Source organism: Sphingomonas sp. DC4900 (assembly GCF_049896485.1).
Lineage (GTDB): Bacteria > Pseudomonadota > Alphaproteobacteria > Sphingomonadales > Sphingomonadaceae > Sphingomonas > Sphingomonas aquatilis.
In genome coordinates, this window is record NZ_JAFCUK010000013.1 from 1 (window position 1) to 25,129 (window position 25,129).

At 65.3% G+C, this 25,129-nt stretch carries 22 protein-coding genes and 1 pseudogene; 21 read left to right on the forward strand and 2 right to left on the reverse strand.

From position 1 onward, the window contains the following. Window positions 1-124: 124 nt before the first annotated feature. The 10 genes and pseudogenes from ACP690_RS13900 to ACP690_RS13945 all read left to right on the forward strand — a co-directional run bounded on the left by ACP690_RS13900 (window position 125) and on the right by ACP690_RS13945 (window position 9,102). A complete protein-coding gene (locus ACP690_RS13900; protein WP_426289874.1) occupies window positions 125-202 on the forward strand; it encodes a FitA-like ribbon-helix-helix domain-containing protein in 78 nt (25 codons plus the stop codon). Between the two features lie 173 nt (window positions 203-375). Beyond that, window positions 376-780 (forward strand): PIN domain-containing protein, encoded by a 405-nt coding sequence (locus tag ACP690_RS13905; protein WP_241889928.1) that lies wholly within the window; start codon window positions 376-378, stop codon window positions 778-780. A 334-nt stretch (window positions 781-1,114) separates the two neighbouring features. Further along, window positions 1,115-2,839 carry a ubiquinone-dependent pyruvate dehydrogenase gene (gene poxB, locus ACP690_RS13910; protein WP_426261872.1) on the forward strand — a complete coding sequence of 575 codons (1,725 nt, stop codon included), beginning with the start codon at window positions 1,115-1,117 and terminating at the stop codon, window positions 2,837-2,839. 11 nt (window positions 2,840-2,850) lie between these two features. Beyond that, the gene (locus ACP690_RS13915; protein WP_039248845.1) at window positions 2,851-3,594 is read left to right on the forward strand and encodes a (Fe-S)-binding protein; all 744 of its coding nucleotides are present in this window, start codon (window positions 2,851-2,853) and stop codon (window positions 3,592-3,594) included. Further along, complete coding sequence (locus ACP690_RS13920; RefSeq protein ID WP_285139020.1) at window positions 3,591-5,174, forward strand: lactate utilization protein B; 1,584 nt, start codon at window positions 3,591-3,593, stop codon at window positions 5,172-5,174. The genes ACP690_RS13915 and ACP690_RS13920 overlap by 4 nt, the downstream gene beginning before the upstream one ends. After that, a complete protein-coding gene (locus ACP690_RS13925; RefSeq protein ID WP_039248839.1) occupies window positions 5,171-5,758 on the forward strand; it encodes a LutC/YkgG family protein in 588 nt (195 codons plus the stop codon). The genes ACP690_RS13920 and ACP690_RS13925 overlap by 4 nt, the downstream gene beginning before the upstream one ends. A gap of 53 nt (window positions 5,759-5,811) precedes the next feature. Continuing rightward, a complete protein-coding gene (locus tag ACP690_RS13930) occupies window positions 5,812-6,378 on the forward strand; it encodes an FUSC family protein (protein WP_066759997.1) in 567 nt (188 codons plus the stop codon). A 79-nt stretch (window positions 6,379-6,457) separates the two neighbouring features. Continuing rightward, window positions 6,458-7,781, forward strand: a pseudogene (locus tag ACP690_RS13935) (Na+/H+ antiporter); the annotation flags it as partial. Window positions 7,782-7,835: 54 nt separating this feature from the next. Then, complete coding sequence (locus tag ACP690_RS13940; protein ID WP_426289875.1) at window positions 7,836-8,078, forward strand: ABC transporter permease; 243 nt, start codon at window positions 7,836-7,838, stop codon at window positions 8,076-8,078. Between the two features lie 325 nt (window positions 8,079-8,403). After that, on the forward strand, window positions 8,404-9,102 hold the full coding sequence (locus ACP690_RS13945; RefSeq protein WP_426261871.1) for a protein-L-isoaspartate(D-aspartate) O-methyltransferase: 699 nt from the start codon (window positions 8,404-8,406) through the stop codon (window positions 9,100-9,102). Here ACP690_RS13945 and ACP690_RS13950 read toward each other — a convergent pair. Both ACP690_RS13950 and ACP690_RS13955 read right to left on the reverse strand, forming a co-directional pair. After that, complete coding sequence (locus tag ACP690_RS13950; RefSeq protein WP_426261870.1) at window positions 9,063-10,457, reverse strand: sensor histidine kinase; 1,395 nt, start codon at window positions 10,455-10,457, stop codon at window positions 9,063-9,065. The two genes, ACP690_RS13945 and ACP690_RS13950, sit on opposite strands and share 40 nt — an antisense overlap. 7 nt (window positions 10,458-10,464) lie before the next feature. After that, the gene (locus ACP690_RS13955; RefSeq protein ID WP_426261869.1) at window positions 10,465-11,139 is read right to left on the reverse strand and encodes a winged helix-turn-helix domain-containing protein; all 675 of its coding nucleotides are present in this window, start codon (window positions 11,137-11,139) and stop codon (window positions 10,465-10,467) included. A 124-nt stretch (window positions 11,140-11,263) separates the two neighbouring features. Between ACP690_RS13955 and ACP690_RS13960 the strand changes: the two genes are divergently transcribed. From ACP690_RS13960 to ACP690_RS14010, 11 genes are all read left to right on the forward strand, one after another. Then, entirely contained in the window at window positions 11,264-11,578 is a 315-nt protein-coding gene (locus ACP690_RS13960; protein ID WP_426261868.1) for a PepSY domain-containing protein, read from the forward strand. Between the two features lie 98 nt (window positions 11,579-11,676). After that, entirely contained in the window at window positions 11,677-12,984 is a 1,308-nt protein-coding gene (locus tag ACP690_RS13965) for a TolC family protein (protein WP_426289864.1), read from the forward strand. Next, window positions 12,981-14,024 (forward strand): efflux RND transporter periplasmic adaptor subunit, encoded by a 1,044-nt coding sequence (locus ACP690_RS13970; protein WP_426261584.1) that lies wholly within the window; start codon window positions 12,981-12,983, stop codon window positions 14,022-14,024. Before ACP690_RS13965 ends, ACP690_RS13970 begins: the two co-directional genes overlap by 4 nt. Further along, window positions 14,024-17,098 (forward strand): efflux RND transporter permease subunit, encoded by a 3,075-nt coding sequence (locus tag ACP690_RS13975; RefSeq protein ID WP_315463122.1) that lies wholly within the window; start codon window positions 14,024-14,026, stop codon window positions 17,096-17,098. The genes ACP690_RS13970 and ACP690_RS13975 overlap by 1 nt, the downstream gene beginning before the upstream one ends. Beyond that, complete coding sequence (locus ACP690_RS13980) at window positions 17,095-18,102, forward strand: YncE family protein (protein ID WP_285139014.1); 1,008 nt, start codon at window positions 17,095-17,097, stop codon at window positions 18,100-18,102. Before ACP690_RS13975 ends, ACP690_RS13980 begins: the two co-directional genes overlap by 4 nt. 107 nt (window positions 18,103-18,209) lie before the next feature. Next, a complete protein-coding gene (locus ACP690_RS13985; protein ID WP_426261585.1) occupies window positions 18,210-18,620 on the forward strand; it encodes a phosphatase PAP2 family protein in 411 nt (136 codons plus the stop codon). Continuing rightward, window positions 18,611-18,784 (forward strand): phosphatase PAP2 family protein, encoded by a 174-nt coding sequence (locus ACP690_RS13990; RefSeq protein ID WP_426261586.1) that lies wholly within the window; start codon window positions 18,611-18,613, stop codon window positions 18,782-18,784. The genes ACP690_RS13985 and ACP690_RS13990 overlap by 10 nt, the downstream gene beginning before the upstream one ends. Before the next feature lie 100 nt (window positions 18,785-18,884). Beyond that, on the forward strand, window positions 18,885-19,538 hold the full coding sequence (locus tag ACP690_RS13995; protein WP_241889970.1) for a DedA family protein: 654 nt from the start codon (window positions 18,885-18,887) through the stop codon (window positions 19,536-19,538). Window positions 19,539-19,653: 115 nt separating this feature from the next. Then, window positions 19,654-20,631 carry an efflux RND transporter periplasmic adaptor subunit gene (locus ACP690_RS14000; protein WP_426261587.1) on the forward strand — a complete coding sequence of 326 codons (978 nt, stop codon included), beginning with the start codon at window positions 19,654-19,656 and terminating at the stop codon, window positions 20,629-20,631. After that, window positions 20,631-23,753 carry an efflux RND transporter permease subunit gene (locus ACP690_RS14005; protein ID WP_426261588.1) on the forward strand — a complete coding sequence of 1,041 codons (3,123 nt, stop codon included), beginning with the start codon at window positions 20,631-20,633 and terminating at the stop codon, window positions 23,751-23,753. The genes ACP690_RS14000 and ACP690_RS14005 overlap by 1 nt, the downstream gene beginning before the upstream one ends. Continuing rightward, a complete protein-coding gene (locus tag ACP690_RS14010; protein WP_426261589.1) occupies window positions 23,750-25,126 on the forward strand; it encodes an efflux transporter outer membrane subunit in 1,377 nt (458 codons plus the stop codon). The genes ACP690_RS14005 and ACP690_RS14010 overlap by 4 nt, the downstream gene beginning before the upstream one ends. The last annotated feature ends 3 nt before the right edge of the window (window positions 25,127-25,129 follow it).

A 25,129-nucleotide genomic window follows, 5' to 3' on the forward strand; every position in this document is an offset into this window, starting at 1 on the left:
AGTGGCGATGCGATCATAGCCCATGACGAGGTACGCGACACGTCACGTAAGCTCAGTGAAGGGATAGCTTGATTGCATATCTAAAAAATGCTTTCCTTCAAAGCACATCAATGGAGTGCAAGCAGTGGCATCCATCACAATCCGCAACGTCCCCGACGAAGTGCATCGCGCGCTGCGGGTGCGCGAGGCCAAGCATGGCTGAAGTGCCGAGGCCGTAATCCGCGTCATCCTGGAACAGGCCGCCAAACCGGAAGGCCGGATCAAGCTCGGCTCCTTGTTGGTGTCCATCGCCCGCGAGGCGGGTGGGCTGACCGATGCAGAGCATGCCCTCTTCGAGCGCGACAAGACGCTGGCCGAACCCATGAGCTTCGATGAATGATCGTTCTCAACACCAACGTGCTTTCCGAGCTGTGGAAACCCACACCCGAGCCAAAGGTGCTGGCCTGGATCGACGCCCAGCTCGTTGAAAGCCTCCACTTGTCCGCGATCACCGTGGCCGAAGTGCGCTTTGGTATGGCGGCTTTACCGGCCGGCAAGCGACGCACGGTCTACCAAGATCGCCTGGAGCGTGAAGTGCTGCCAGCTTTCAAGGGTCGCGTGTTGCCCTTCGACTTGGACACCTCGCAAACCTATGGCGAGCGCGCGGGCCGCCGGCCAGGCCATCAGCAAGGAAGATGGCTACATCGCCGCCACCGCCGTAGCACATGGCTTTGCCGTGGCCATGCGCGACACCAGCCCTTTGGAGGCGGCGGGTCTGACCGTCCTTGGAAAGCGGCATGATGCCGAAGGAAAGGCCATGGACACCGTTGGTTAGGAGAACCCCGTGATGTGTGTGCGTAACCTCGGCCTCGTTCTGGCCCTTTCCAGAGTCAGCTTGGCCAGCAGATGTTGCGCGAGAACGGCGATAAACTACCGGCGTGCATGATGCGCTGACCTACAGCCATGATGATCACAAGCGTAAGAACAACAACATAGTCCCTGTGGTACTTGATTTACTGACATTATTCTATTTGGTATCTTGATGCATAAAGTTTTGGCCAAATATATGTTGGATCAAGATCGTAATAATGAATGATATACTCGTGAGGCTACGGCTAAGGACTGATAAACAGCTATGGCAGTCACAATCGCTGAAATGCTGGTACGGACGCTGGCGGATGCCGGCATCGAACGGATATGGGGGGTGACCGGCGACAGCCTCAACGCGGTCAACTGGCAGCTCGGCAAGGACGGCCGCATTATCTTCATGCATGTTCGCCACGAAGAGGCAGGCGCGTTTGCGGCAGGCGCCGATGCGGCGGCGACGGGCAAGCTCGCCGTCTGCGCGGGAAGTTGCGGGCCAGGCAATCTCCATCTCATCAATGGTCTGTTCGATTGCCAGCGCAACCATGTGCCGGTGCTTGCCATCGCCAGCCACATCCCATCGAGCGAGATCGGCCTCGGTTATTTCCAAGAGACCCACCCGACCGAGCTGTTCCGCGAGTGCAGCCATTTCTGCGAGATGGTGACCAACCCGAAACAGATGCCCGAACTGCTCCACCGTGCCATGCGGACCGCCATCGGGCGGCGCGGCGTGGCGGTACTGGTGCTGCCGGGGGATGTATCGCTGCTCGAGGTGGATACGGACAGCGTGCCGGCCTTTGCCCTGCCCACGGTCACGGCACCCGAGCCCATGGCCGAGGATGTCGCGCAGGCTGCGGAGATTTTGTCCGGCGCCAAGCGCGTCACCATCCTTGCTGGATCGGGCTGCGCCGGAGCGCATGACGAACTGGTGGCATTGGCCGATCGGCTCGCAGCCCCCATCGTCCATGCCTTTCGTGGCAAGGAGCATGTCGAGTGGGACAACCCCTGCGATGTCGGCATGACCGGACTGATCGGCTTCTCGTCGGGCTATCATGCGCTCAAGGAATGCGACACACTGCTGATGCTGGGCAGTGATTTTCCCTATCGCAATTTCTATCCGACGGGGGCGAAGGTGATCCAGGTGGATCGTGACCCAGGCGCGCTCGGGCGGCGGGTGCCGCTCGATCTGGCGGTGGTCGCCGATGTTGGCCGGTTTGCGGCGGCGCTTGCACCGAAGATCGCGGAAGGCCGCAGTCGCACCTTTCTCGACAAGGCGCGCCAGCATTATGCGAAGACGCGGGCCAGCCTCGACGATCTCGCCCAGCCCCGCAAAGCGGGGCAGCCGCTCCATCCCCAATATGTCGCGGCCACGCTCGACAAGGTGGCGGCGCAAGATGCGATCTTCACCGCCGATGTCGGCACCCCGGTGATCTGGGCGGCGCGCTACCTCACGATGAACGGGATGCGACGCCTGCTCGGTTCGTTCAACCATGGCTCGATGGCGAACGCCATGCCGCAGGCACTGGGCGCGCAGGGGGCGTTCCCCGGCCGGCAAGTCGTCTCGCTCTCCGGCGACGGCGGGCTGTCCATGCTGATGGGCGAACTGCTGACCGCCGTGCAGCTCAAGCTGCCGATCAAGATCGTCGTCATCAACAATGGGACGCTGGGCTTCGTGGAGATGGAGATGAAAGCGGGCGGCTATCCCGGCACCAATGTTTCACTGGAGAATCCCAACTTCGCCGAGGTCGCAAGGACGATCGGACTGTACGGCGTTCGCGTGGAGGATTCAGCCGCTCTGGAGCCGGCCTTGCGCGCGGCCTTCGCGCATGATGGGCCGGCGCTGGTGGATGTCGTGACGGCACGCCACGAAATCTCGATGCCGCCGACGATCGCAGCGGCGCAGGCAAAGGGCTTCAGCCTCTACATGCTGCGCGCCATCATGTCCGGGCGGGGCGACGAGATCACTGATCTCGCCACCACCAACCTCTTCCATTGAAAGGTGGCGCCATGCGTGTCGCGTTGTTTGTACCCTGTTATGTCGATGCCTTCGAACCCGAGGTCGGAATCGCGACACTGAACCTGCTACGCCGGTTCGGTGTCGATCCCGAATACCCCTTCGACCAGACCTGTTGTGGGCAACCCATGGTCAATTCGGGCTGCCACACCGAGGCGAAGGCGACCGAGGAACTGTTCGTCCGCAACTTCTCAGGCTTCGATTATGTCGTCGTGCCCTCGGGAAGCTGCGCGCATCAAGTCCGGCGCAACATGACGGCCATCGAGCAGACCGAGGAGGTGCGCCACGTCCGCGAGCGAACCTATGAGCTGGTCGAGTTCCTCCACGACGTGCTAAAGGTGGATGGCTTCCCCTGGGCCGAATTTCCGCACAAGGTGAGCTACCACAACAATTGCAACGCACTGCGTGGTCTCTTCCATGGCAGCATGTCCGAACGGCGCGAGCCGGCACACTCCAAGCCGCTTGACCTGCTGCGCATGGTAAAAGGGCTGGAGCTGGTCGAAAAAGCCCGACCCGACGAGTGTTGCGGGTTTGGCGGCACGTTCAGCGTGTTCGAGCCGGCCGTCTCGGTCAAGATGGGGCAGGACAAGGTCCACGACCATGCCAAAGCCGGTGCTGACTATGTCGTCTCGGCCGACAGCTCCTGCATGCTGCATCAAAAGGGTTGCGCAGATCGGCTCGGACTTCCGCTCAAGTTCCGCCATATCGCCCAGGTACTGAACGGAGATGCCGCATGACCGGACCGGATGAACCGCGCCGCGCAGAGGATGGTCTGCCGGCCCTGCTCCATGAGGAATTGCACACGGCCGATGACGGCGCGGCACGCAGCGCCAGTGGCGAGCGGCTGAGCCACGGTGAGGGAACATCCCGGCCGTTGAGCCCGCCCGCAGCCGAGCCCCAACCACGCGGAGCGAAGCTTTACCACCGCAAGCCCGTCGATCACAACGAGGCGGCGATGCGTTTCATCGATGCGCCGCGCCATGCGGAGATGCATGACGAACGCCTCTGGGACCTGCGCCAGAAGCGTGACCGGCAAATGCACGGCCTTGTCGAATGGGAGGAGCTGCGCGAGCTGGCATCGGCCATCAAGCAACACACGCTCTCGAACCTTGGCGACTATCTCGAGCAGTTCGAGGCGCAGGCGCGGGCCAACGGCATCCACGTCCACTGGGCGCGGGATGGGGCCGAGCACAACCGCATCGTCCATGGCATCCTTGCCGATCATGGGGCGAAGAATCTCATCAAGTCCAAATCGATGCTGACCGAGGAAACCGGCCTGCGTGATTACATGGCCGGCGTCGGCATCGAGGTGGTGGAGACCGATCTCGGCGAGCGCATCCAGCAGCTCGACGACGAGGCGCCGAGCCACATCGTCGTGCCGGCCGTCCACAAGCTGCGCAGCGATGTGGCGCAAGTGTTCGCCGACAAGCTCGGCACCGATCCCGCCAACGACGACGTCCACTATCTCGCCGAGCAGCAGCGCGAGAAGACGCGCCCCCTGATTCTCGATGCGGATGCCGGCATGACCGGCGCAAACTTCGCGGTGTCCGAGACGGGGACCTTTGTCGTCTGCACCAACGAGGGCAATGCGGACCTGTCGGCCAACGTGCCGCCGCTCCACATCGCCTCGATCGGGATCGAGAAGCTGATCCCGCGCATCGCCGACCTGGGCGTGTTCATCCGCCTGCTTTCACGCTCCGCGCTAGGTTCGCCGATCACCCAATATACCTCGCATTTTCGAGGACCCCGCAACGGCGGTGAGATGCATATCGTGCTGGTCGATAATGGCCGCTCCGCACGGCTCGGCGAGCCGGAATTCTGGCAGAGCCTCAAATGCATCCGTTGCGGTGCCTGTATGAACACTTGTCCGGTCTATCGCCGCTCGGGCGGGCTTTCCTACGGCGCGACCTATTCCGGGCCGATCGGCCTGATCCTCGATCCGACCTTCAACCGGAAGCGCTATTCGACTCTTCCCTTTGCCTCCACTCTCAACGGCTCGTGCACCAATGTCTGTCCGGTGAAAATCAACATCCACGAGCAGATCTTCGCGTGGCGCAAGGCATTGGCGGAAACGCACGATATCGGCCTGGGCAAGCAGGCGCTGATGAAAGCGGCAGGCACACTCCTGTCACATCCCTCTCTCTACCGCACGGCCGTCGCGGCGGCCGACGGTGCGCTCAAGGTGCTGCCCAGCTTCGCGCTCGCCAATCCGCTCAACAGCTGGACCGCGCGCGGACGTGACATGCCGGATGCCCCGAAGGAAACCTTTCATCAATGGCATAAGCGAACCAATGGCGGAAAGGAGGGCCAATCATGAGCGCGCGCGAGAACATTCTGGCGGCGGTGCGGGCGAACCGGCCACTGGGCGATCATCCATTGCCCGAGCTGCCGATTTTTCCTTTCGAGGCGGGTGAGGGACTGGTTGCATCGTTCCTCCGTAACCTCGAAGCGATGGGTGGACACGGTATCGAGGGGCAGAGCATCGATGCCTTCCTGCAGGAGCAGTTCCCGCAGGCCAAGGTGATCGCCTCTGCTGTTCCCGAATATCGCGGCAACCGCGATCTTATGGGTGTTGCAGCCCCGCGTGATCTCGCCGATGTGGACATTACGATTGTGCGGGCCAGCTTCGGTGTGGCGGAGACGGGTTCCGTGCTGCTGCCGGACACGGCACTGGTCACAAACGCTGCCGCTTATCTCGCGCAGCATCTCGTCGTATTACTCGCCCCCGCTGCCATCGTGCCCACGCTTCAGGAGGCCTATCGGCGGCCGGAATTCCACGAGCATCGCTATGCCAGTTTTCATACAGGCCCCTCCGCAACGGCCGACATCGAGGGCGTGCTCATCCACGGCGCACAGGGGGTGCGGTCATTGACCGTGCTCCTGCTCGACGCGGCAGTGTGAGAAAGCACCGGCAGGGATCAGTCCGACGAAATCCCGGTCGTTCAGGGTCAAGCATGCCATCAAGAAAGGATTCCCAGGAAAGCCATTTCGCTTATCTTACGTCGCTACAGCAATCCGCCTTCAGCGTCCTCAAGAGCCTGCCGCTCAAGAGCCGCGTGGCGCAGGGTTTGCTGATGGCTCTGCGCGCTGTCTGTGGCGCGGGACTTGCTTACAGCATCGGCGTTGCCCTGCACACCGAACAGGCCTTTTGGGCCGCCATCACCGCCATCGCGGTCACCCAGCACGACTATGCGGACACGCTGAGCCAGTCGCGCGACCAGTTTATCGGCGCGCTGGCCGGCGCTGTCTGTGGCTTCGCGGCTGCCACGCTCGGCACGGAAAACATCGCGATCTATCTCGCGTCGGTGGCCGTGGTGATCGTCGTGTGCTGGTGCCTGAAAGTCAGTACGGCCGCGCGGCTTGCCGGTATTACGACCACCATCGTATTGCTCGTGCCCGCGCATGGCCCGGTCTGGACCGTCGCGCTGCTCCGTTGCGCCGAGGTCACCCTCGGCATGTTGTGCGCAATACCGGTGTGCGCCCTCTTCTCCTACGTCGAGCGCAGATGGCTGCATGTCTGAAACATGGTTCTTTCCGACCTGTTCATCCTGCCGAGTGCGACTTCGTGCACGCAAGGGCGAGGCCAATAAGGAGCCCATTTTGGAAAGTGTGACGATCGTTCTGATGCTGATGGTGGCCGTCGTCATAAGCGGTATCGTTGCGCGCATGGTGCCTGTCCCATTGCCACGCCCGCTGTTCCAGATTGCGCTGGGTGCGCTGATCGGCCTGATCGCCGACTGGCGGGTCACGCTCGATCCGGAAATCTTCTTCCTGCTGTTCCTGCCGCCGCTATTGTTCCTCGATGGCTGGCGCATCCCGCGGGAAGAACTGTTCAAGGATGGCAGGACGGTCCTGGGACTTGCGCTCGGCCTCGTCGTCTTCACCGTGGTCGGCATGGGCTTCTTCATCCACTGGATGATCCCCTCGATGCCGCTTCCCGTCGCTTTCGCGCTGGCCGCGGTCATCTCGCCGACCGACCCGATCGCCGGTTCGGCGATCGCTCAGCGCGTGCCCATTCCGAAGCGGATGATGCATATGCTGGAAGGGGAAGCGCTCCTGGACGATGCCTCGGGTCTGGTCTGCCTGCGTTTCGCGATTGCCGCCGCGCTCACCGGTGCTTTCTCGCTTCAGAATGCCGCCCTCAACTTCCTTTGGGTCGCGCTTGGCGGGATCGCCGTAGGCACCGGCGTGACCTGGCTTGTCACGCGCGCGAAAAGTTGGGTCGTTCGCCATTATAGCGAGGAAGGCGGGAGCCAGATTCTCATCTCTGTTGATTCCCTTTGGCTCCTACCTTCTCGCGGAGCATCTGCATTGCTCGGGCATCCTCGCCGCGGTCGCGTCGGGCCTTGCGATGGGGCCGTCCGAAACCGCAGGCGAGGTCGGCGCGATCACCGGCATCCGTCGCACTACCATCTGGGACACCATCCAATTCGCCGCCAACGGCATCATCTTTGTCCTTCTGGGCGAGCAATTGCCCGAGCTCCTTTCAGGAGCGGTGGCGATCGTCCAGTCCATCGGGCATCGTGATCCCTGGTGGCTGGCGCTCTACGTCGTTGCGATCAACGTCGGGCTCGCGGTGCTTCGCTTCCTGTGGGTTTGGCTGTCATTCAGCCTCACACTGTTCCGTCAGGGGCATTGGCGGCGAGTGCCCAACTGGCGGATCGTCGCGGCCATGTCCTTCTGCGGAGTACGCGGAGCGACCACGCTCGCCGGCGTCCTGACCTTGCCGCTTGCCATGAGCGATGGATCTGCCTTTCCCTCACGCGAGCTCGCGATCTTCCTTGCCATGGGCGTGATCATCACCTCCCTGATCGTCGCCAGCATCGACTTGCCGCTGCTCCTGCGCGGCCTTTCGCTGCCACCCGAGCCATCTCATCTCGCCCAGGAAAACGCGGTCCGGATCGCAGCGGCCGAGCCGGCGGTCGGGCTGTTGCTGGGCAAGTTGTTTAACAGCGGCGACGATGCATTGAAGATCCTGTTGCCGACATCTGTGCCGCTCGTGTTTCTAGCGGGTTTTGCCTGGCCACTCCAATCAATGCCGGGCTGGCTTTCTGCACTCGCCTGGTTTTCCCCCGCCACCTGCGCCATGCATATCTTCGTTCCAATAAATCAGATGGGTGCAAGCTTGGAGGACGTATTTGGTCCACTGGCCAAGCTTATGGCACTCTTGGCGCTTTATGGAGGGCTGAATATCTGGAGTGGCGCCAACAGCGCGCGTTGAATTTTTCAACAGCCACGGTCGTTTTTCTGGCGGTCCGACCGATCATCCGCGTGTTCCGACACTTAAGTTGCGGATCGCGACCCGCGCTTACCGAGGATCTATCGGACATTGGGAAATCGTATAGCCACTGCGATCGTGGCGTAATGTCATGGGGGGTAAGCGCGTCCGCATGCCGACATCGCCACCCCATGTCGGCGGTGGTCAGCGTTCCCTTGGAGCCACAAGCAGGGTGCTGAAGAAGGTTTCTCTGGGCCTAGTCTGCCTGATAGCCGCTACGACTTCACTCGGATTTCGCGCACCGGACCGAACAGACGAGCGTGCGCGAATGATTAGCTCGATCAACGCAGCGGCTGCTGACGTTCCGGCACTACGAGATGACCGCTTTTTCCAGGCAGCAGTTGCTGTGGAGGCGACGCTGCCACGCGAGGATTTCGTGCCTCGCGCTGCAAAGCCGCAAGCCTATATCGGGGCGCCCTTGGAAATCGGGTGGCAGCAGACGATTTCCGATCCTTACATCATGGCGATCATGACGGCTGCGGTGCAAGTGCAGCGCGGCTCCCGCGTTCTGGAAGTCGGGACGGGCTCGGGCTATCAGGCCGCGATCCTCGCCGAGTTGGGTGCAGAGGTATCCACGATCGAAATCGTCCCGCAGCTGGCGCGCCAAGCGGCCAGGGCGTTACGTCGGCGCGCCTATCGGAAGGTCCATGCCCGTGTCGGGGACGGCTTTGCAGGCTGGCCCGAGCGCGCGCCGTTCGACGCGGTGATCGTCACTGCGGGTTCTGCAAGCGTTCCAGCCCCGCTGCTCGATCAGTTGCGGACCGGCGGACGCTTGGTGATGCCGATCGGCCCCTCCACAGCGACCGAGCGGCTTGAGGTCTTCACGAAGCAGGCTGACGGTAGCGTCGTCGCATGTTCTCTAGGCTGGGCAATGTTCGTGCCCCTTACGGGCCGTGGGTATGCTCCCGATCGTCCAGGTATTGGCGATCACGGCAAGCCATGGTGCTTCGGGGCGTCGGTTACCTGATCGATCGCAGATGACAGACGGAAAGCGATCCGCACACACAAGCCCTCAGCGCCGCCCGGGATGGTGCACTTCGCCTGATGAAGGGCGGCGATGGCTGATACCAGCGCCAAGCCGAGACCCGCACCTTCCGTGCTGCGACTGGCATCCCGTCGGTAAAAGCGTCGAAACACCTTCTCGCGTTCATCGGAGGGGATGCCGGGACCGTTGTCGCATATCTCCGCCACGGCTTCGGTGCCGACGGTGCGCAGGCAGGAAACGATGCGCGTTCCACTCGGGGTGTGGACGATCGCGTTCTCGATCAGATTGGTGAATAGCTGCGCGAGAAGATCGGGGTCGCCGATGACGGTGACCCCTGCGCTATGGTCGGCAATGAACGTCTGCCCGGAGTCCTCGACCACGGGCACATAGGCCGCATGGATACGATCGAGCAGTTCGGTCAGGTCGACGGGACCGAAGCGACGTCGCCCGACACCTCCCTCGATCGACCCGATCCGCAGCAGGGCCTCGAACGTCGCGAGCAGTCCGTTGGTCTGCTCCACGGCCGCATCGATACTGTCGGGATCGCCGGCACCTTCCACCTGCATTCGTTCGAGCCGCTGATGGAGCCGGGTGAGTGGCGTGCGCAGATCGTGGGCGATATCCGTTGACACCTGCCGCAAAGCCTCCATCGCAGCGGCCTTCCGCTCGAGCATGCGATTGAGGTTCCGGGTGAGGTCGTCGAACTCCGGACCGAACCCGATCATCGGCAGCCGTTCCGCGCCGTCCCCATCGATGATCCGGTCGATGGCGCGATTGACTGTTGCGAGCCGACGCAGGAAGACGCGCCCCACCAGATACCCGCCGATCAATGCAAAGGCGGCGATGGCGATGCCGCTCCAGATCGTGAAGCGTCCGAGGCGGTGCCGCAATTGCTGCACGTCGAAGCTGTCGGTCGCCACGACGAGCAGCAATCCGTCGGGCAGCTGCGTTACTTGCGTTGCGAGACGTTCGACGTGTCGCGAGCCGTCGAAATCCTCGGGCACCGCAACGCTTCCTTGACCGATCCTGGCGGCTTGCAGCGGCAGGTCGCCGGACAGTCGGTGTCCCGCTTTGTCGGTCAGAAGATATCGATAGGGCGGATCAGCGTCGCTCCCCCGGTGCCGCGCGATGGCATCCGTCAGTCCCGAGAGACCCAGCTGGGCATATTCCGCGGACAGGACCGACGATTCCGCCCGCAGCATCCCATCGCTGGCTTCTCGGGCGAAATAACCGACCTGCCGCTCGACGGTGAACAACAGGGCGCCTGCGCCGAGCGCCACGACGACCGCCAGCATCAGCGCGAAGCGAAAGGCCGCGCTTCCGAATGCGGCCGGCATGAACGACCTAACCCGCATCGATCCGATATCCAGCGCCCCGAACCGTATGGATCAGTTCACGTCCGAAACCCCGATCGACCTTGGCGCGCAACCGGCTCATGTGGCTCTCGATAATGTTCGTCTTGGGATCGAAGTGAAATGACCAGACATTCTCGAGGAGCATCGTGCGCGTCACCACCTCGCCCGCGTGCAGCATCATATATTCGAGCAGCTTCAATTCCTGCGCCTGCAATTCCACCCGCTGGCCCGCGCGCGTGACGCTACGGCGGATACGGTCGAGGACGAGGTCGCCGACCGTGATCGTGGCGGCGACGTCCAAAATCGGGGGACGCCGAGCGAGCGCATTGATCCGGGCAAGCAACTCAGTCGCCGCGAACGGCTTCGCCAGATAGTCGTCGGCTCCCGCCTCGAGCCCTTCGACCCGGTTCTCAATGCCGTTCATGGCCGTCAAAAAGAGCGCCGGGGTTCGTATTCCCGCCGCCCGGATGGCCTTAAGCGCCGGCAGGCCGGAAATGCCGGGCACCATCCGGTCGAGGATCAGAACGGCGTAATCGCTGGAAGACGCCAGGAAGATCGCGTCCTGCCCGGTCGTACAGGCGTCAACGACATGACCTGCACTGCTCAGCACGCGCTCTAGATCCTCACGCGTCCTGGAATCGTCTTCAAGCAACAAGAGCTTCATCGACTGAGGATCCGGTTTTGCGCCGGCGACGGCAAGTTGGGCATAATCAATCTTGTCCTCACCTGCGGCGAAGGTTGCCGCTCCTACAAGGGCACGGTGTAACCTGCCTCAAGGAGTGTGTGTCATGAAAGACGTGCGATTGATGCTGGGTCTGCTGTCCGTCGCAGCGTTGAGTGGGACAGCCGCCGCGGCACCAACGAAACTGAAAGGACACCAATACGCCGCTGAGGCGAAAATCTCTCTCGCGACGGCTCGGCAGACCGCGCTCAAGGCGCGTCCCGGCAAGATTACCGACCAGGAATTGGAAAAAGAGAAGGGCGGCAGCGGCCTGCGCTATTCCTTCGACATCACCAGCCACGGCAAGCCTTATGAAGTTGGTATCGATGCGCGAAGCGGCGCGATCCTCATGAATGTTGCGGAGAGCAAAACCCCGGACTGACCAACATCGAGATGCCGGCGCATTGGCCAGCGTCACCGGTCATGAGGCGCGACAGAAAGATGCTGATCAGGGGGACCAGGAAGGGCGTTCAGCCCGTTATGCTCGCAGCGTTGCTGGCGGGATGCGCGCATTACACCCCACTTCCGCTCACGCGAGATTTACCGCTCGCGCCGTCAATCGGTGCGCTCCAGGGGGCCGCGGAGGATCATGGAGCGCTGTCGGTTGGCGATGTCGTTACGTTGGCGCTGGCGAACAACCCGGACCTTCGCGCGGCACGCTTGAAGCGGGGCATTGCCGAGGGCCAGGCCACGCAAGCCTCGATCCTCGCCAATCCGTCCCTGTCGGGCGCTTTCCTGCCTCTGCTTTCGGGGGCGGGCACTGTCCCGGCCTGGAATCTAGGGCTGGCGCAGGACATCAAGAGCCTCGTCACCTATCGTGCGCAACGCCGCGCTGCCACTGCGAGCACCCGGCAGGTCGCGGCCGATCTCGTCTGGCAGGAATGGCAGGTTGCCGGACAGGCGCGCCAGCTTGCCACCGACATCATTATCGGCACGCGCAGCCGCCCGACCTATGTCGCGGCCTACGATCTCCTGTCTGACCGGAACGGCAAGCTCGAGCGCGCGCTGGCGGCGCGAACCGTGACGCTTGTCACCGTCGCCCCGGACCGTGTCGCGCTTCAGGCGGCGCGGACATCGCTCAACACGCTCGACCAGACTTTGCTCTCACAGCGTCACCAGCTGAACGCCCTGCTGGGCCTGACGCCGGACGCGGTCGTGCCGCTCGCAACCGAGCCCGACCTGCCGCGGTTCGACCCTGCCACGATCCGTGCCGGGCTTGCGACACTCCCCGATCGCCGGCCCGATCTGCTCGCGCTACGCCTCGGCTATGACGCCGCGGACGAGCAACTGCGCGTCGCGATCCTATCGCAATTTCCCGACCTGATCCTTGGCGGCTCCGCATCGAGCGACAGTTCGAAGGTCATCAACGGCGGGCCGAACGCGCAGGTCGGTCTGCCCATCTTCGATCACAACCAGGGCAATGTCGCGGTCGCGCGGGCAACGCGGGCACAGCTTCACGCCGATTACGCGGCGCGGCTGGCGGCCGCTACCGGGACGGTCGGCGCGCTGCTGCGGGAATATGAACAGCTTGCGGCGCAACTCGCGATCGCGCGCCGTGATCTGCCTGCCGCTCGTACCGCCGCGGCCCGGGCGCAGGCGGCGTTCGGCGCCTCCAACATCGACGAGCGCGGCTATGTCGACCTCGTCTCCAACCGCTTCGCCAAGGAAGAGGAGATCATGACCCTGGAACTCGCGCTGTTCGATCGGCAGATCGCCATCCAGACGCTGGTAGGCGACGGCCTGCCGACGGCCGACCTGCCGCCAGAGCAAGCGGGCACGGTCCGGTGACTCCAATACCCACGAGGATCTCCGCTGCCCTTCTTCTGCTGCTGGTCGCAGCGTGCAGCGGAACGTCCACCACGCCGGATGCCAGCGATACCCCGACGCCCAGCGTCCTCGTCGGCACCGTCGCACCCCGCCAGGGTGCGCTGCCGGCGATCGTCACCGCTTACGGTTCCGTGGCACCGTCCGAGATCGGCACCCGCACCTTCAGCGAGGCGCAGCCGGGCCAGGTCACGCGGCTGTTCGTCGCGCCCGGCAGCGCCGTGAAGATGGGTCAGCCGCTGGCAACCTTCGTCACTGCGCCAACTTCGCGCAGCACCTACGAACAAGCGGTGAGCGCTCTCGCCGCAGCGCAGAAGGCGCGCGCCACCACGGCGCAGCTTCTAGCGCAGCAGCTCGCAACAACCGATCAGTTGGTGCAGGCCGACAAGGCGGTGTACGACGCCCGAACAGTGCTGGCCGCGCTTCGGGCAGAGGGCGCCGGGGCGCCGATTCATACCATCACGGCACCGTTTTCTGGCGTCGTCACCGCCGTAGCCGTGGCGCAAGGGGACCGCACCGCTGCAGGCGCCACGATCCTGACGGTCGCGCGGTCAGGCGGAATCGTCGTAACCGTGGGGATCGATCCTTCGCAGCGTGGAGGCGTCACCGTCGGCCAAGGTGCGTCATTGAAGCGCCTGTCCGGGGGCGGCACGCTCGAGGGTCGTGTCGTCCGGGTTGACGGCGCGTTGAACGCCGTGACCAAGATGGTCGACGTCGACCTGTCCTTTCCGGCGGGGGCGTTGCTGCCGGGTGAGCCGATGCAGGTCGACATCCGTACCGGCGAGGTCGGCGGATGGGTCGTGCCGCACGCGGCGGTGGTCACCGCGGGCGGTCGCCCGCGCGTCTTCCAGGTCCGGGACGGCAAGGCCAAGGCGGTTCCGGTCGCCGTCCGGCTTTCGTCTGACGCCGGCGACGTGGTCGACGGCGCCCTCTCACCGCGCCTCCCGCTGATCGTTGCAGGCGCCTATCAGGTCACTGACGGCGACGCGGTCCGGAGCCGGTAATGCTAGAGCGTCTCCTGCGCACCCAGTCGCGCGCGTTCGTCCTCGTCGGCCTGGCGCTGGCGCTCGCGGGGATCGTCGCAGCCTTATCGTTGCCAATTGGCCTCTTCCCGCAGGTGTCGTTTCCGCGGGTCGTGGTCGACCTGGACTCGGGGAGCCGCCCCGCCGACCAGACCGCGCTGACTGTCACCCGCCCGGTCGAGGAGGCAATCCGCGCCATCCCCGGCGTAAACAACGTCCGCTCGGAGACGGCGCGCGGGACGGCGCAGATCTCGATCGACTTCGGTTGGGGGCGCGACATGATCGCGAGCACGCTGCTGGTCGACACCGCGGTCGGCCGCATCCTGCCATCGCTGCCTGCTGGCACGCAGTACAATGTCCGCCGGATGGACCCGACCGTTTTTCCGATCATCTCCTATGCCCTGGTATCCGATACAGCGGATCCGGCCCAACTCCAGGATTTCGCGCGACTTCAGATCACCCCGCTGCTGTCCTCGATCACCGGTCTCGCCAGGGTCGGTGTGCAGGGTGGCGACACCGCGGAGGTCGAGGTACTCGCGGACCCGCAACGGCTCGCAAGCTACGGCCTGGCCATGGCGGACCTTGCGACCGCTATCCGCAATGGCAACGTGTTGAGTGCGGTCGGGCAGGTCCAGGATCGTGGTCGGCTCTCGCTTGTCATTGCCGATCGCAGTGTCGCCAGCGCGGCGCAGGTCGGTGACATCGTCGTCAAGGCGGCCCCGGCAGGGGTCGTTCGGGTGCGGGATGTCGCGACCGTGCAGACCGGTGCCGTGCCCGTCTGGCAGCGGATCGTCGAGGACGGGAAACCCGCGGTACTGTTCAACATCTACGAGCAGCCGGACGGCAACGCGGTCCAGATCGCAAGGCAAGTGCAGGTAAAGCTGGCGGGCGTGAAGCTGCCGGCCGGGGTCAGGCTGGTCAACTGGTACGATCAGAGCGAGCTGGTGACCCAATCGGTCGCGAGCGTGCGTGACGCTGTGCTGATCGGCCTCATGCTCGCCGCGCTGGTGCTCCTCCTGTTCCTGCGCAGCTGGCGCGTGACGCTCGTCGCCATCATCGTCGTACCGGCCACACTGGCGACCACGGTGCTGGTGCTGAGCATCCTCGGCATGAGCTTCAACATCATGACCCTCGGCGGCATCGCGGCCGCGGTCGGGCTGCTGATCGACGACGTCATCGTCATGGTCGAGCATATCGCCCGACGCGCCGGCGAGGTGACGCCGGGCGGAGACATCGCTGGCAACGCTGCGGTCATCCCGGCCGCGCGCGAGTTCATGGCACCGCTGACCGGATCGAGCATCGCGACGTTGATCGTGTTCCTGCCGCTGTCATTCCTGACCGGTGTGACCGGCGCCTTCTCCAAGGCGCTGTCAGTGACGATGGCGGCCGCGCTCGCCATTTCCTGGGCGATGACCGCTTTCGTCGTACCGGTCCTCGTGCGATGGCTGGTGGACTTCCGTACATGGCGAGACCCCGGCGTCGCCGGCGAGGGACGCCTCGCCGTCATTCACGACAAAGGCCTCGATCGCCTGTCAGCCCGACCGTGGCTGCTCCTTGTCATCCTCGTCCCGCTCCTGGCGGTCGGCTATATCGGCTATTCCAAGGTGCCGACAGGCTTCATGCCGAAGGTCGACGAAGGCGGCTTCGTCATGGATTACTACACCGCTCCCGGCACCTCGCTTGACGAAAGCGGGCGTCAGGTCGGTCAGATCGACCAGCTGCTGCGGGCCAATCCGGAGGTGCTGACCTTCTCCCGGCGGCTCGGCACCGGCCTCGGTGGCGATCTCGGCCAGAGCTATCACGGCGACTATTTCGTCCGGCTGAAGCCGAACCACAGCCGCCCGACCGAGGAGGTGGCCGCCAGCGTCGCCGACGAGATCGGGGTCAAGGTGCCAGGCGTCCAGGTCGAGGTCGCACAACTCATCGAGGATCTGATCGGCGATCTGACCGCCGTCCCGCAGCCGATCGAAGTCAAGCTCTACTCGTCCGACCCAACCGTGCTCGATGGCCAAGCGAAGAAGGTCGCTGCCCTGATCGAAAGGATCGATGGCGTCGTCGAGGTGAAGGACGGCGTTCAACTGGCAGGTGACGCGCTCGATGTCCGCGTCGATCCGGTCCGCGCCGGCGTGGAAGGGGTCGTGCCGTCAGACGTTGAGGCACAGCTGTCGACCGCCCTGAGCGGCACTGTCGCCACAACCCTTGCCCGACCCGATAAGGCCATCGACGTGCGCGTCCGGCTTCCGCAGGCGATGACGATCAGCCAGTCCGGGCTTGCGCAACTGCCCATCCGTGCCACCGACGGCCATGTGTTTCCGCTGTTGCGCGTCGCATCCATCGAGGCGGTCGTCGGACAACCGCAGATCGCCCGCGAGAACCTGGAACCGATGGTGGCCGTGACCGGTCGCATTCAGGGACGGGGGATAGGTGCTGCCATCGGCGACGTGACCAAGGCCCTCGACCAGCCAGGCGTACTGGCACCCGGTATCCGCTACGAGCTGGGCGGCCTCTATCAGCAGCAGCAGATCGCCTTCGCAGGCCTCATCAAGGTATTCGGCGCAGCCCTCGTCGCCGAGCTGGTGTTGCTCCTTGTGCTTTACCGGCGGTTCTGGTTGCCCGTCATTATCATCGGCTGCTCGCTGCTGTCGACCACGGCAGTATTCACCGCCCTGTGGCTCGCAGGCGTCGACCTCAACATCACGGCGCTGATGGGCATGACGATGATCATCGGCATCGGCACCGAGATGGCGATCTTCTACGTCTCCGAGTTCGAGGAACTCTGCCACACCATGCCGCCCGTCGTGGCGACGCGCGAAGCGAGCCGCAATCGCCTGCGCCCGATCACGATGACGACGCTGGCGGCGATTTTGACGTTGCTGCCGCTGGCGCTCGCGATCGGTCAGGGCTCGGGCATTCAGCAACCACTCGCAATCGCGATCATCGCCGGCCTGTTGCTGCAGTATCCGCTCGTACTCTTGGCAATGCCGATCCTCGTTCGGCTGACCCTACCCCATTCCGACCATGATCCTGCCATTCCAGAACAGGAACCTGCACGATGAAGCGCGTACTGACGACTGCCATCTTGGCGCTGACATCCTTCGCGGCGGGGGCTGCCCCGCCGGTGCCAGCCTACCGCATCGCAGCTACGATCTCCGGTCCGGACGGCGGGGGATGGGATTATGCCCGCGTCGATCCCGTCGATTACCGCCTCTACATTGCGCGGTCGACCTCGGTCACCGTCATCGACACCAGACGTGAGCGGGCAGTCGGCTCGATCGGCACCATCGCGCACGGTCATGCGGTCGTACCGCTTTCCGGCGGGCGCCTCATGGCGACGAGCGGCGACGATGCCTCGGTCCGCTTTCTCTCAACCTCCGATGGTCGCGAACTGGGCCGTGTCGCGGTCGGCGAAAAACCCGACGCTGCGATCGTCTCCGCTGATGGCAAGACCGGCTTTGTCATGAATGCCAAGGCCGGCTCGGTATCGATCATCGACACGACAGCGATGCGGACGTTGCGCACTGTGCAGCTCAAGCCCGGCCTTGAATATGCCGCGCTGACGCCGAACGGCACGCTGTTCGTCAACGACGAGGACGCAAACGAGATCGAGGTCGTCGACATCCGTCGCGGCACGGCCGCTGCGCCGATCGCCTTGCCAGGGTGCACCGAGCCGTCTGGCCTCGCCTATGACGCGAAAACGGATCGCCTCATCGCCGCGTGTGCCAACGGTAAGGCGGCCATCGTCGCTGGCTCGAACCGCAAACTTTCGCAGCTGGTTGACATAGGTGCAGGCCCAGATGCCGTCATTCTGGATCCGCAGCGTCGCTTGGCGTTCATTCCCTGCGGCAGGGATGGAGTGCTGGACGTGCTGTCTCTCGAAGGCCCCCTCGTGACGCGCGTGGGGCGTATCAAGACTGCCGTGGGTGCCCGGACGGGTGCACTCGATCCAGACAGCGGTGCCATCTACCTGCCGACGGCGTCGTTTGCCCCGCCAGCGCAGCCCGGCACCCGCCCGGTCGCAACGCCCGGCACATTCAGGGTCCTGGTCGTGAAGCCGGCGTGACGGTGAGCCGGGCAAAGGCGGCTATGCGGATTCTTGCCGGGGGCGCTCTGTTCGCATTTGGCGGAGCGCTTCTACTCGTAGTGGCGGCGTTCTTCGCGACAGGCCGGATGACGGGCTTCGACCCGGCCATCCTGCTGTGGATGCGCGAGCGCACCGGCGATCATGGTCCGCTCATCGTCATCGCCCGCGATGTGACCATGATGGGTAACAATTCGACCTTGTGGATCATGACCGCGATCGGGCTTGGATATCTGGCGATCAGGCAACGCTGGCGATTGTGCGCCTATCTTGCGAGCACGACCGCAGGTGGGGCCATTATCATCAGCGTTCTGAAGGCAATTGTAGACCGGCCTAGGCCGATGATTGTCGCGCATCTTGTTGATGTTCGAACGGCCAGCTTCCCGAGCGGGCACGCCATGGACTCCGCTTTCGTCTATGGCTCTTTGGCGATCGTCATGGCGGCGGAGGCTGGTGGCGATCGTGAGGGACAGTCGCGATCGTCGTTGCCATGGTGCTGATCTTCGCGATCGGGGCTTCACGGATCATCCTTGGCGTACACTGGCCAACGGATGTGGCCGCTGGCTGGGCAGTCGGTCTGGGTTGGACCGCCATCGTGACGCGGGTTTTCGCTTTGACCGATGACATGAATTCCGCGCCAAGCCGCTGGCCGTCTATCCGCTAGCTCATGATCGAAGACCCGACGCTTGCCGGTCATTTCAGGCGGCCAACGAGCGTTTGCACGCATTTGCGCAAGAAAACTCACGCGCCGAGGACACCAAAAAATGAATGGGCTCAGCAATTTCATAGCGACGCTAGCGGGCTGGATCGTCGCCGCGATCGCTGCGACCGGATATATCGGCATCATCGGCCTGATGGCTCTCGAAAGCGCCTGCATCCCTCTGCCGTCTGAAATCATCATGCCGTTCAGCGGCTATCTGGTCTCGACCGGTCGCCTCGACCTGTGGCTGGTAGCGATTGCGGGGGCGATCGGCTGCAATCTCGGGTCGGCCCTTGCTTATGAGGCGGGGCGCCGCGGCGGCCGTCCCATGGTCGCCCGTTACGGACGCTGGCTCTTGCTCACATCCGAGGATCTCGACCGATCGGAACGGTTTTTCGACCGCTTCGGCGGTGCGGCTGTTCTGATCGGTCGGATGATGCCAGGCATCCGCTCGTTCATCGCGCTACCTGCGGGGATCGCCCAGATGCCGTTGCTGCGCTTTCACCTTTACACGTTCATAGGATCACTGCCCTGGTGCCTGGGATTGGCCTATGCCGGCCAAGTGCTCGGGAGCCGCTGGAACACGGACCCGCGATTGTCGGCCTTGTTTCACAAGATTGACCTGTTCCTGCTGGGCGTGGCCGTACTGGCGGGAATATGGTTCGTGCGGCGTCGCCTGACGGGGGTGCGAGATTCACGGGCCGCAGAAACCGAATGAGAGTCGGGTATGACCTTCGGTCCCTTCGTTTTCAATCAGAGCGGGGCGCGGCTACGTTGGGATTTTGTATAGTCGGCTCCAGTAGCGCCCACTCTTTCGTGACTAAGCCGTCACGATGCGCCAGACCTTCCTTCTGATCCCGATCCTGCTCGCCGGTTGCGGCGAGAAGGCCGCGAAGCCGCCCGCACCGCCTGCCCATGCCGAGACGATCACGCATGAGAGCGAGCTGTTGAAGCTGACCCTTACACCCCAAGCTCAGGAGCGTCTCGGCATCGCACTAGCTAGGGTGGGTGGAGGATCGGCCTCCTCCTCGCGCGAGGTCGCCGGTGAGATCGTGGTGCCGCCGATCAGCCCCAACGGCGTGCCGGTCAACTCGACCACCAATCTCCAGCAGATCGGCAGCCAGCAGGCGGCGGCCGACGCCGAACTGGCCCGCGCTACGGCGCAAGCGAGGCTGGCGAGGATCGCGCTCGACCGGGCCGAGAGCCTGGTGCGCGAGGAGGCCGGCAGCGTGCGGGCACGCGATGAAGCTGCGGCTGCGCTGGCTGCGGCGCAGGCGGCGCTAGGCGCGGCACGTCAGCAGCGCCGTTTGCTTGGGCCGGCGGTCGCCTCGCTCGGTTCGCAAGCGGTACTGTGGGTCCGCGCGTCAGTGTTCGGCAGCGACATGGGGAATGTGCGTCGAGAGGCCGCCGCGACGGTCCGCACGCTCGGCGACGCCGGCGCGCCACGCAGCGCCCGTCCGGTGCAGGCGCCGCCATCGGCCAACACCGTCACGGGCACGGTCGATCTGTATTTCGCCATCGACAATCGCGACCGCGCCTTCCGCGTCGGCCAGCGGGTCGCGGTGGACCTGCCGCTCGCCGGACAGACCGAGGGATTGTCGGTGCCGTCTGCTGCGATCCTCCGCGATGTCTACGGTGGCGAGTGGGTCTATCAGCGGACCGCGCCCAACACCTTCGTGCGACAGCGCGTCGAGGTGGCATCGGAAAACGACGGACGGGCACTGCTGTCGCGCGGGCTGACGGCCGGCGCGCAAGTCGTCACCGGTGGTGCGGCCGAGCTGTTCGGGACAGAGTTCGGGGCGGCGCACTGATGCTCGGCCGACTCGTCCATTTCGCGCTGGCGCAGCGCGTCCTCGTCCTCGCGCTGGCCGCCTTGCTGGTCGTGCTCGGCATTCGCGCCGGGCGCGACGTGCCGCTCGACGTGTTCCCCGAGTTCGCCCCGCCGATGGTGGAAATCCAGACCGAGGCGCCAGGGCTGTCGACCGAGGAGGTCGAGAGCCTGGTGACGGTGCCGATCGAGACGGCGGTCAACGGCGTGCCCGGCCTGATGACGCTGCGATCCAAGTCGGTGCTGGGCCTGTCGTCGGTACAGATCCTGTTCGAGCGCGGGTCCGACGTAATCCGCGCCCGCCAGATGGTCGGCGAGCGGATCGCGCAGGTGCAGCCGCGGCTGCCGCTCGCGGCGCGTCAGCCGGTGCTGATGCCGCCGCTGTCGTCGACGAGCCGGGCGATGAAGGTCGGGCTGTCGTCGACGAAGCTCGACCAGATGCAATTGTCCGAGCTGGTGCGCTGGACCATCCGCCCGCGGCTGATGGCCGTCCCCGGCGTCGCGAACGTCGCGGTGTGGGGCCAGCGTGACAGGCAGTTGCAGGTGCTGGTCGATCCCGACCGGCTGCGCGCGGCCGGTGTGACGCTGGCGGAGGTGCGCGCGGCCGCCGGCGACGCCGTGCTGGTTGGGGGTGGCGGGTTCGTCGACACGCCCAACCAGCGCCTCGCCGTCCAGCAGACCGGCACGGTGCAGACCGCAGCCGAGCTGGCACAGGCGGTCGTCAGGCAGGCGGGCGAAGCACCGGTCAGGATCGGCGACGTCGCCCGCGTGGTCGACGGTTTCAATGCGCCGATCGGCAACGCCATCATCGACGACGGCCCGGGCATCATGCTGATCGTCGAGAAGCAGCCGACGGCCAACACGCTGGAGCTGACCCGCGCGGTCGAGGCCGCGTTCGCCGAGCTGAAGCCCGGCCTCAAGGACGTGAAGGTCGACACGACCATCTTCCGCCCGGCGACCTTCATCGAACGCTCGATCGATAATCTCACCCGCGCGCTGATGATCGGCTGCGCGCTGGTGGCGGCGGTGCTGTTCCTCTTCACCCGCGACTGGCGGCAGGCGACGATCAGCCTCGTCGCGATCCCGCTGTCGCTGCTCGGCGCGGGTCTGATGCTGCTCTGGTCGGGCGCGACGATCAACGTGATGATTATCGCCGGCCTCGTCATCGCGTTGGGCGAGGTGGTCGACGATGCGATCATCGACGTGGAGAATATCGCGCGCCGTCTCCGACTGAACCGCGAGGCGGCCGATCCGAAGCCGGCGTTCGCGTTGGTGCTCGCCGCCTCGCTGGAGGTACGCTCGGCGGTCGTCTTCGCCTCGCTGATCGTGATGCTGGTGTTCGTGCCGATCTTCTTCCTGGGCGGGGTCGCGGGCACCTTCTTCCAGCCCCTCGCCATCGCCTATGTGCTGGCGATCGGGATGTCGCTGCTGGTCGCGCTGACCGTCACGCCGGCGATGTGCCTTCTCCTGCTCCCGAACGCGCCGCTGAAGGCGGAGCGCGACACCCGCTTCGTCGCGGCGATGAAGCGCCGCTACGTCGGCTTCCTGCCGCGCGTGGTCGCTCAGCCGGCGATGGCGGTCGGGATCGTCGCGGGTGGGCTGCTGCTCGCCGGTGTCGGCTATGCGACGTTCAAGGACCAGTTCCTGCCCGACTTCCGCGAAACCGACTTCCTGATGCACTTCGTCGAGAAGCCGGGGACGTCGATCGAGGCGATGGACCGGATCACGATCCGCGCGTCGAAGGAGCTGCGCAGCATCCCCGGCGTCCGCAACTTCGGCGCGCATATCGGCCGCGCCGAACAGGCCGACGAAGTGGTCGGCCCCAACTTCACCGAACTCTGGATCAGCCTCGACGAGAACGCCGATTACGATGCGTCGGTGAAGCGGATCAAGGAAGTGGTCGAGGGCTACCCCGGCCTCTATCGCGACGTGCTCACCTATCTGCGCGAGCGGATCAAGGAGGTGCTGACGGGTGCCGGTGCGACCATCGTCGTGCGCATCTACGGCCCGGACCAGGCGGAGCTGCGCGCGGCCGGTGCCCGCGTCCGTGAGGCGATCAGTGGGGTTCCGGGCGTGTCCGACCTTAAGCTGGAATCGCAGGTGCTCGTGCCGCAGATCCGCATCCGACCACGTGCGGGCGAACTGGCGCGGTTCGGCCTCACCGCGGGCGAGGTGCGCCGGCAGGCGCAGGTGCTGGTCGCGCAGGCCAAGGTCGGCGAAATCTACCGCGACCAGCGCGCCTTCGACGTGGCTGTCTGGGGCGAGCCGGCGGTGCGTAACAGCGTCCACGCCTTGCGCGACCTGATGATCCAGGTGCCCGCGGCCGGCAATGCGGTCGCCGGGGCGCCGGTGCGGCTCGGCGATGTCGCCGATATCGAGATCGCACCCGCCCCCAACGAGGTGAAGCGCGAGAACGGCCAGCGCCGGCTCGACGTCACGATGAACGTCGCGGGCGCGGACCTCGGCACGGTCGCGCAGGCGGTCGACGCCGCGGTCGCCAGGGTGCCGTTCGCGACCGGCTATCATCCGCAGGTGCTCGGCGAATATGCCGCACTGAAGGAATCGCGCAGCCGCCTCTGGAGCATCGGCGCGTTATGCCTCGTCGGCATCCTGCTGCTCGTCTGGATGGAGTTTCGCTCGCGCCGGATCACCGCGCTGGTCGGTGTCAGCCTGCCCTTCGCGCTGGTCGGCGGGGTGGTCGCCGTGGCCGTCACCGGCGGGGTGCTGTCGCTCGGCTCGCTGGTTGGGTTCGTCACCGTCATCGGCATCGCCGCGCGCAACGGCATCATGCTGCTGTCGCACTATCAGCATCTCGAACGGCACGAGGGCATGACCTTCGGGCGCGAGCTGGTAATGCGCGGTGCGGAAGAGCGACTGGTGCCGATCCTGATGACGGCCGCCTGCGCGGGACTGGCGCTGGTGCCGCTGATCGTGGCGGGCAATGCGCCCGGGCACGAGATCGAGCATCCGATGGCGATCGTGATCCTCGGTGGCCTCATTTCGTCGACCGCGCTCAACCTGCTGCTGCTGCCCGCGCTGTATGCTCGCTATGGCAGGGACCGCACCGTGCCGCCTGCAACCGCAGCCAAGGAGGCACTGGCATGATCCGTCGTCTGGCCCCCGGTGTTGCCCTTCTCGCGTCCGCGTGCATGAGCGTGCCCGCACCTCCGCCGACAATCGCCCCGCCTAGCGCGACGGGCGAGTTCGCCCGGCTTCCCGTCGCGTCAATCGCGCCGGTGCCGGATGACTGGTGGCGGCTCTACGACGATCTGGTCCTCGACGGACTGGTGCGATCGGCGCTCGCCGCCAATGCCGATCTGCGCGTCGCCTACGCCAATTTGGACGGCGCTCGCGCCGCTCTGCGGCAGGCACGGGCGGCGCGGCTGCCGCAGACGACGATCGAGAGCGCGTTGGGGGTCGACAACCCCGCCTCGCAACCGAGCGCGTCGGGCAACGTGCCGACGACGGACTATGATATCGCCGCGACGGCGAGCTGGGATCTCGACCTGTTCGGGCGGCTGCGGTCCGCCGCGACCGCGGCGGGTGCGGATGCCGAGGCGCAAGCCGCGGTCGTCGATGGCTTGCGCGTTGCCGTGGTGGCCGACACCGTGCTCGCCTATGTCGACCTGTGCGGATCGACCCGCGCCATCGCGACCGCGCGCGAGGTCGCGGCGGCACAGGACCGGTTGGTCGCGCTCGTGCGCGAACAGTTTCGGGCGGGCGAAGTGTCGCCGCTGGAGGTATCGCAGGTCGCGACCATCGCGGCCGCCACCCGCGCCGCCATCGCCCCGTTCGAGGCACAGCGTGCCAACGCGCTGTATCGGCTCGCAACGTTGCAGGGGCGCCCCCCGGCGGAAGCGCGGGGCTATCGCTTCGCCTGCACCGCCGCGCCCCGGCTGCGCACCGCTGCGCCGGTCGGCGACGGGACCGCGCTGCTGCTCCGGCGCCCCGACGTTCGCGAGGCGGAGCGACGCCTTGCCGCTGCCGCGGCGCGGATCGGGGTGGCGCGGGCGGACCTCTACCCGCGCGTCAATCTGGGCGGAGCGCTCGGATTGCTGTCGGGCGGGTTCAAGGCCGTCGCATCGCCGCTCGTCAGCTGGGCGTTCCCCAATCAGGCGCCCGCCCGCGCGCGGCTGGAGCAGGCCCGCGCGACCGAGCGCGCGGCGATCGCCGGATGGGACGTGGCCGTCCTCCGTGCTCTGCGCGAGGTGGAGACGGCGCTGGCGGCCTACGATGCCGAGACGCGCCGCAACCGCGATCTGGCGACCGCGTCGCGCGAGGCGCAGGCCTATGCGCGCCGGGCGGGTGCGCGTGTCCGCCTCGGCGATGCGCCCGGCCTGCTTCAGGTCGATGCGCAGCGGGCCACAGCATCGGCGACGCTGCAACAGGTCCAGTCCGATCTGGCGGTGTCGCAGAACGAGGTGGCGCTGTTCCGTGCGCTGGGCGGCGGTTGGCGAACCGACGCCGGCAGGCGATAGTCG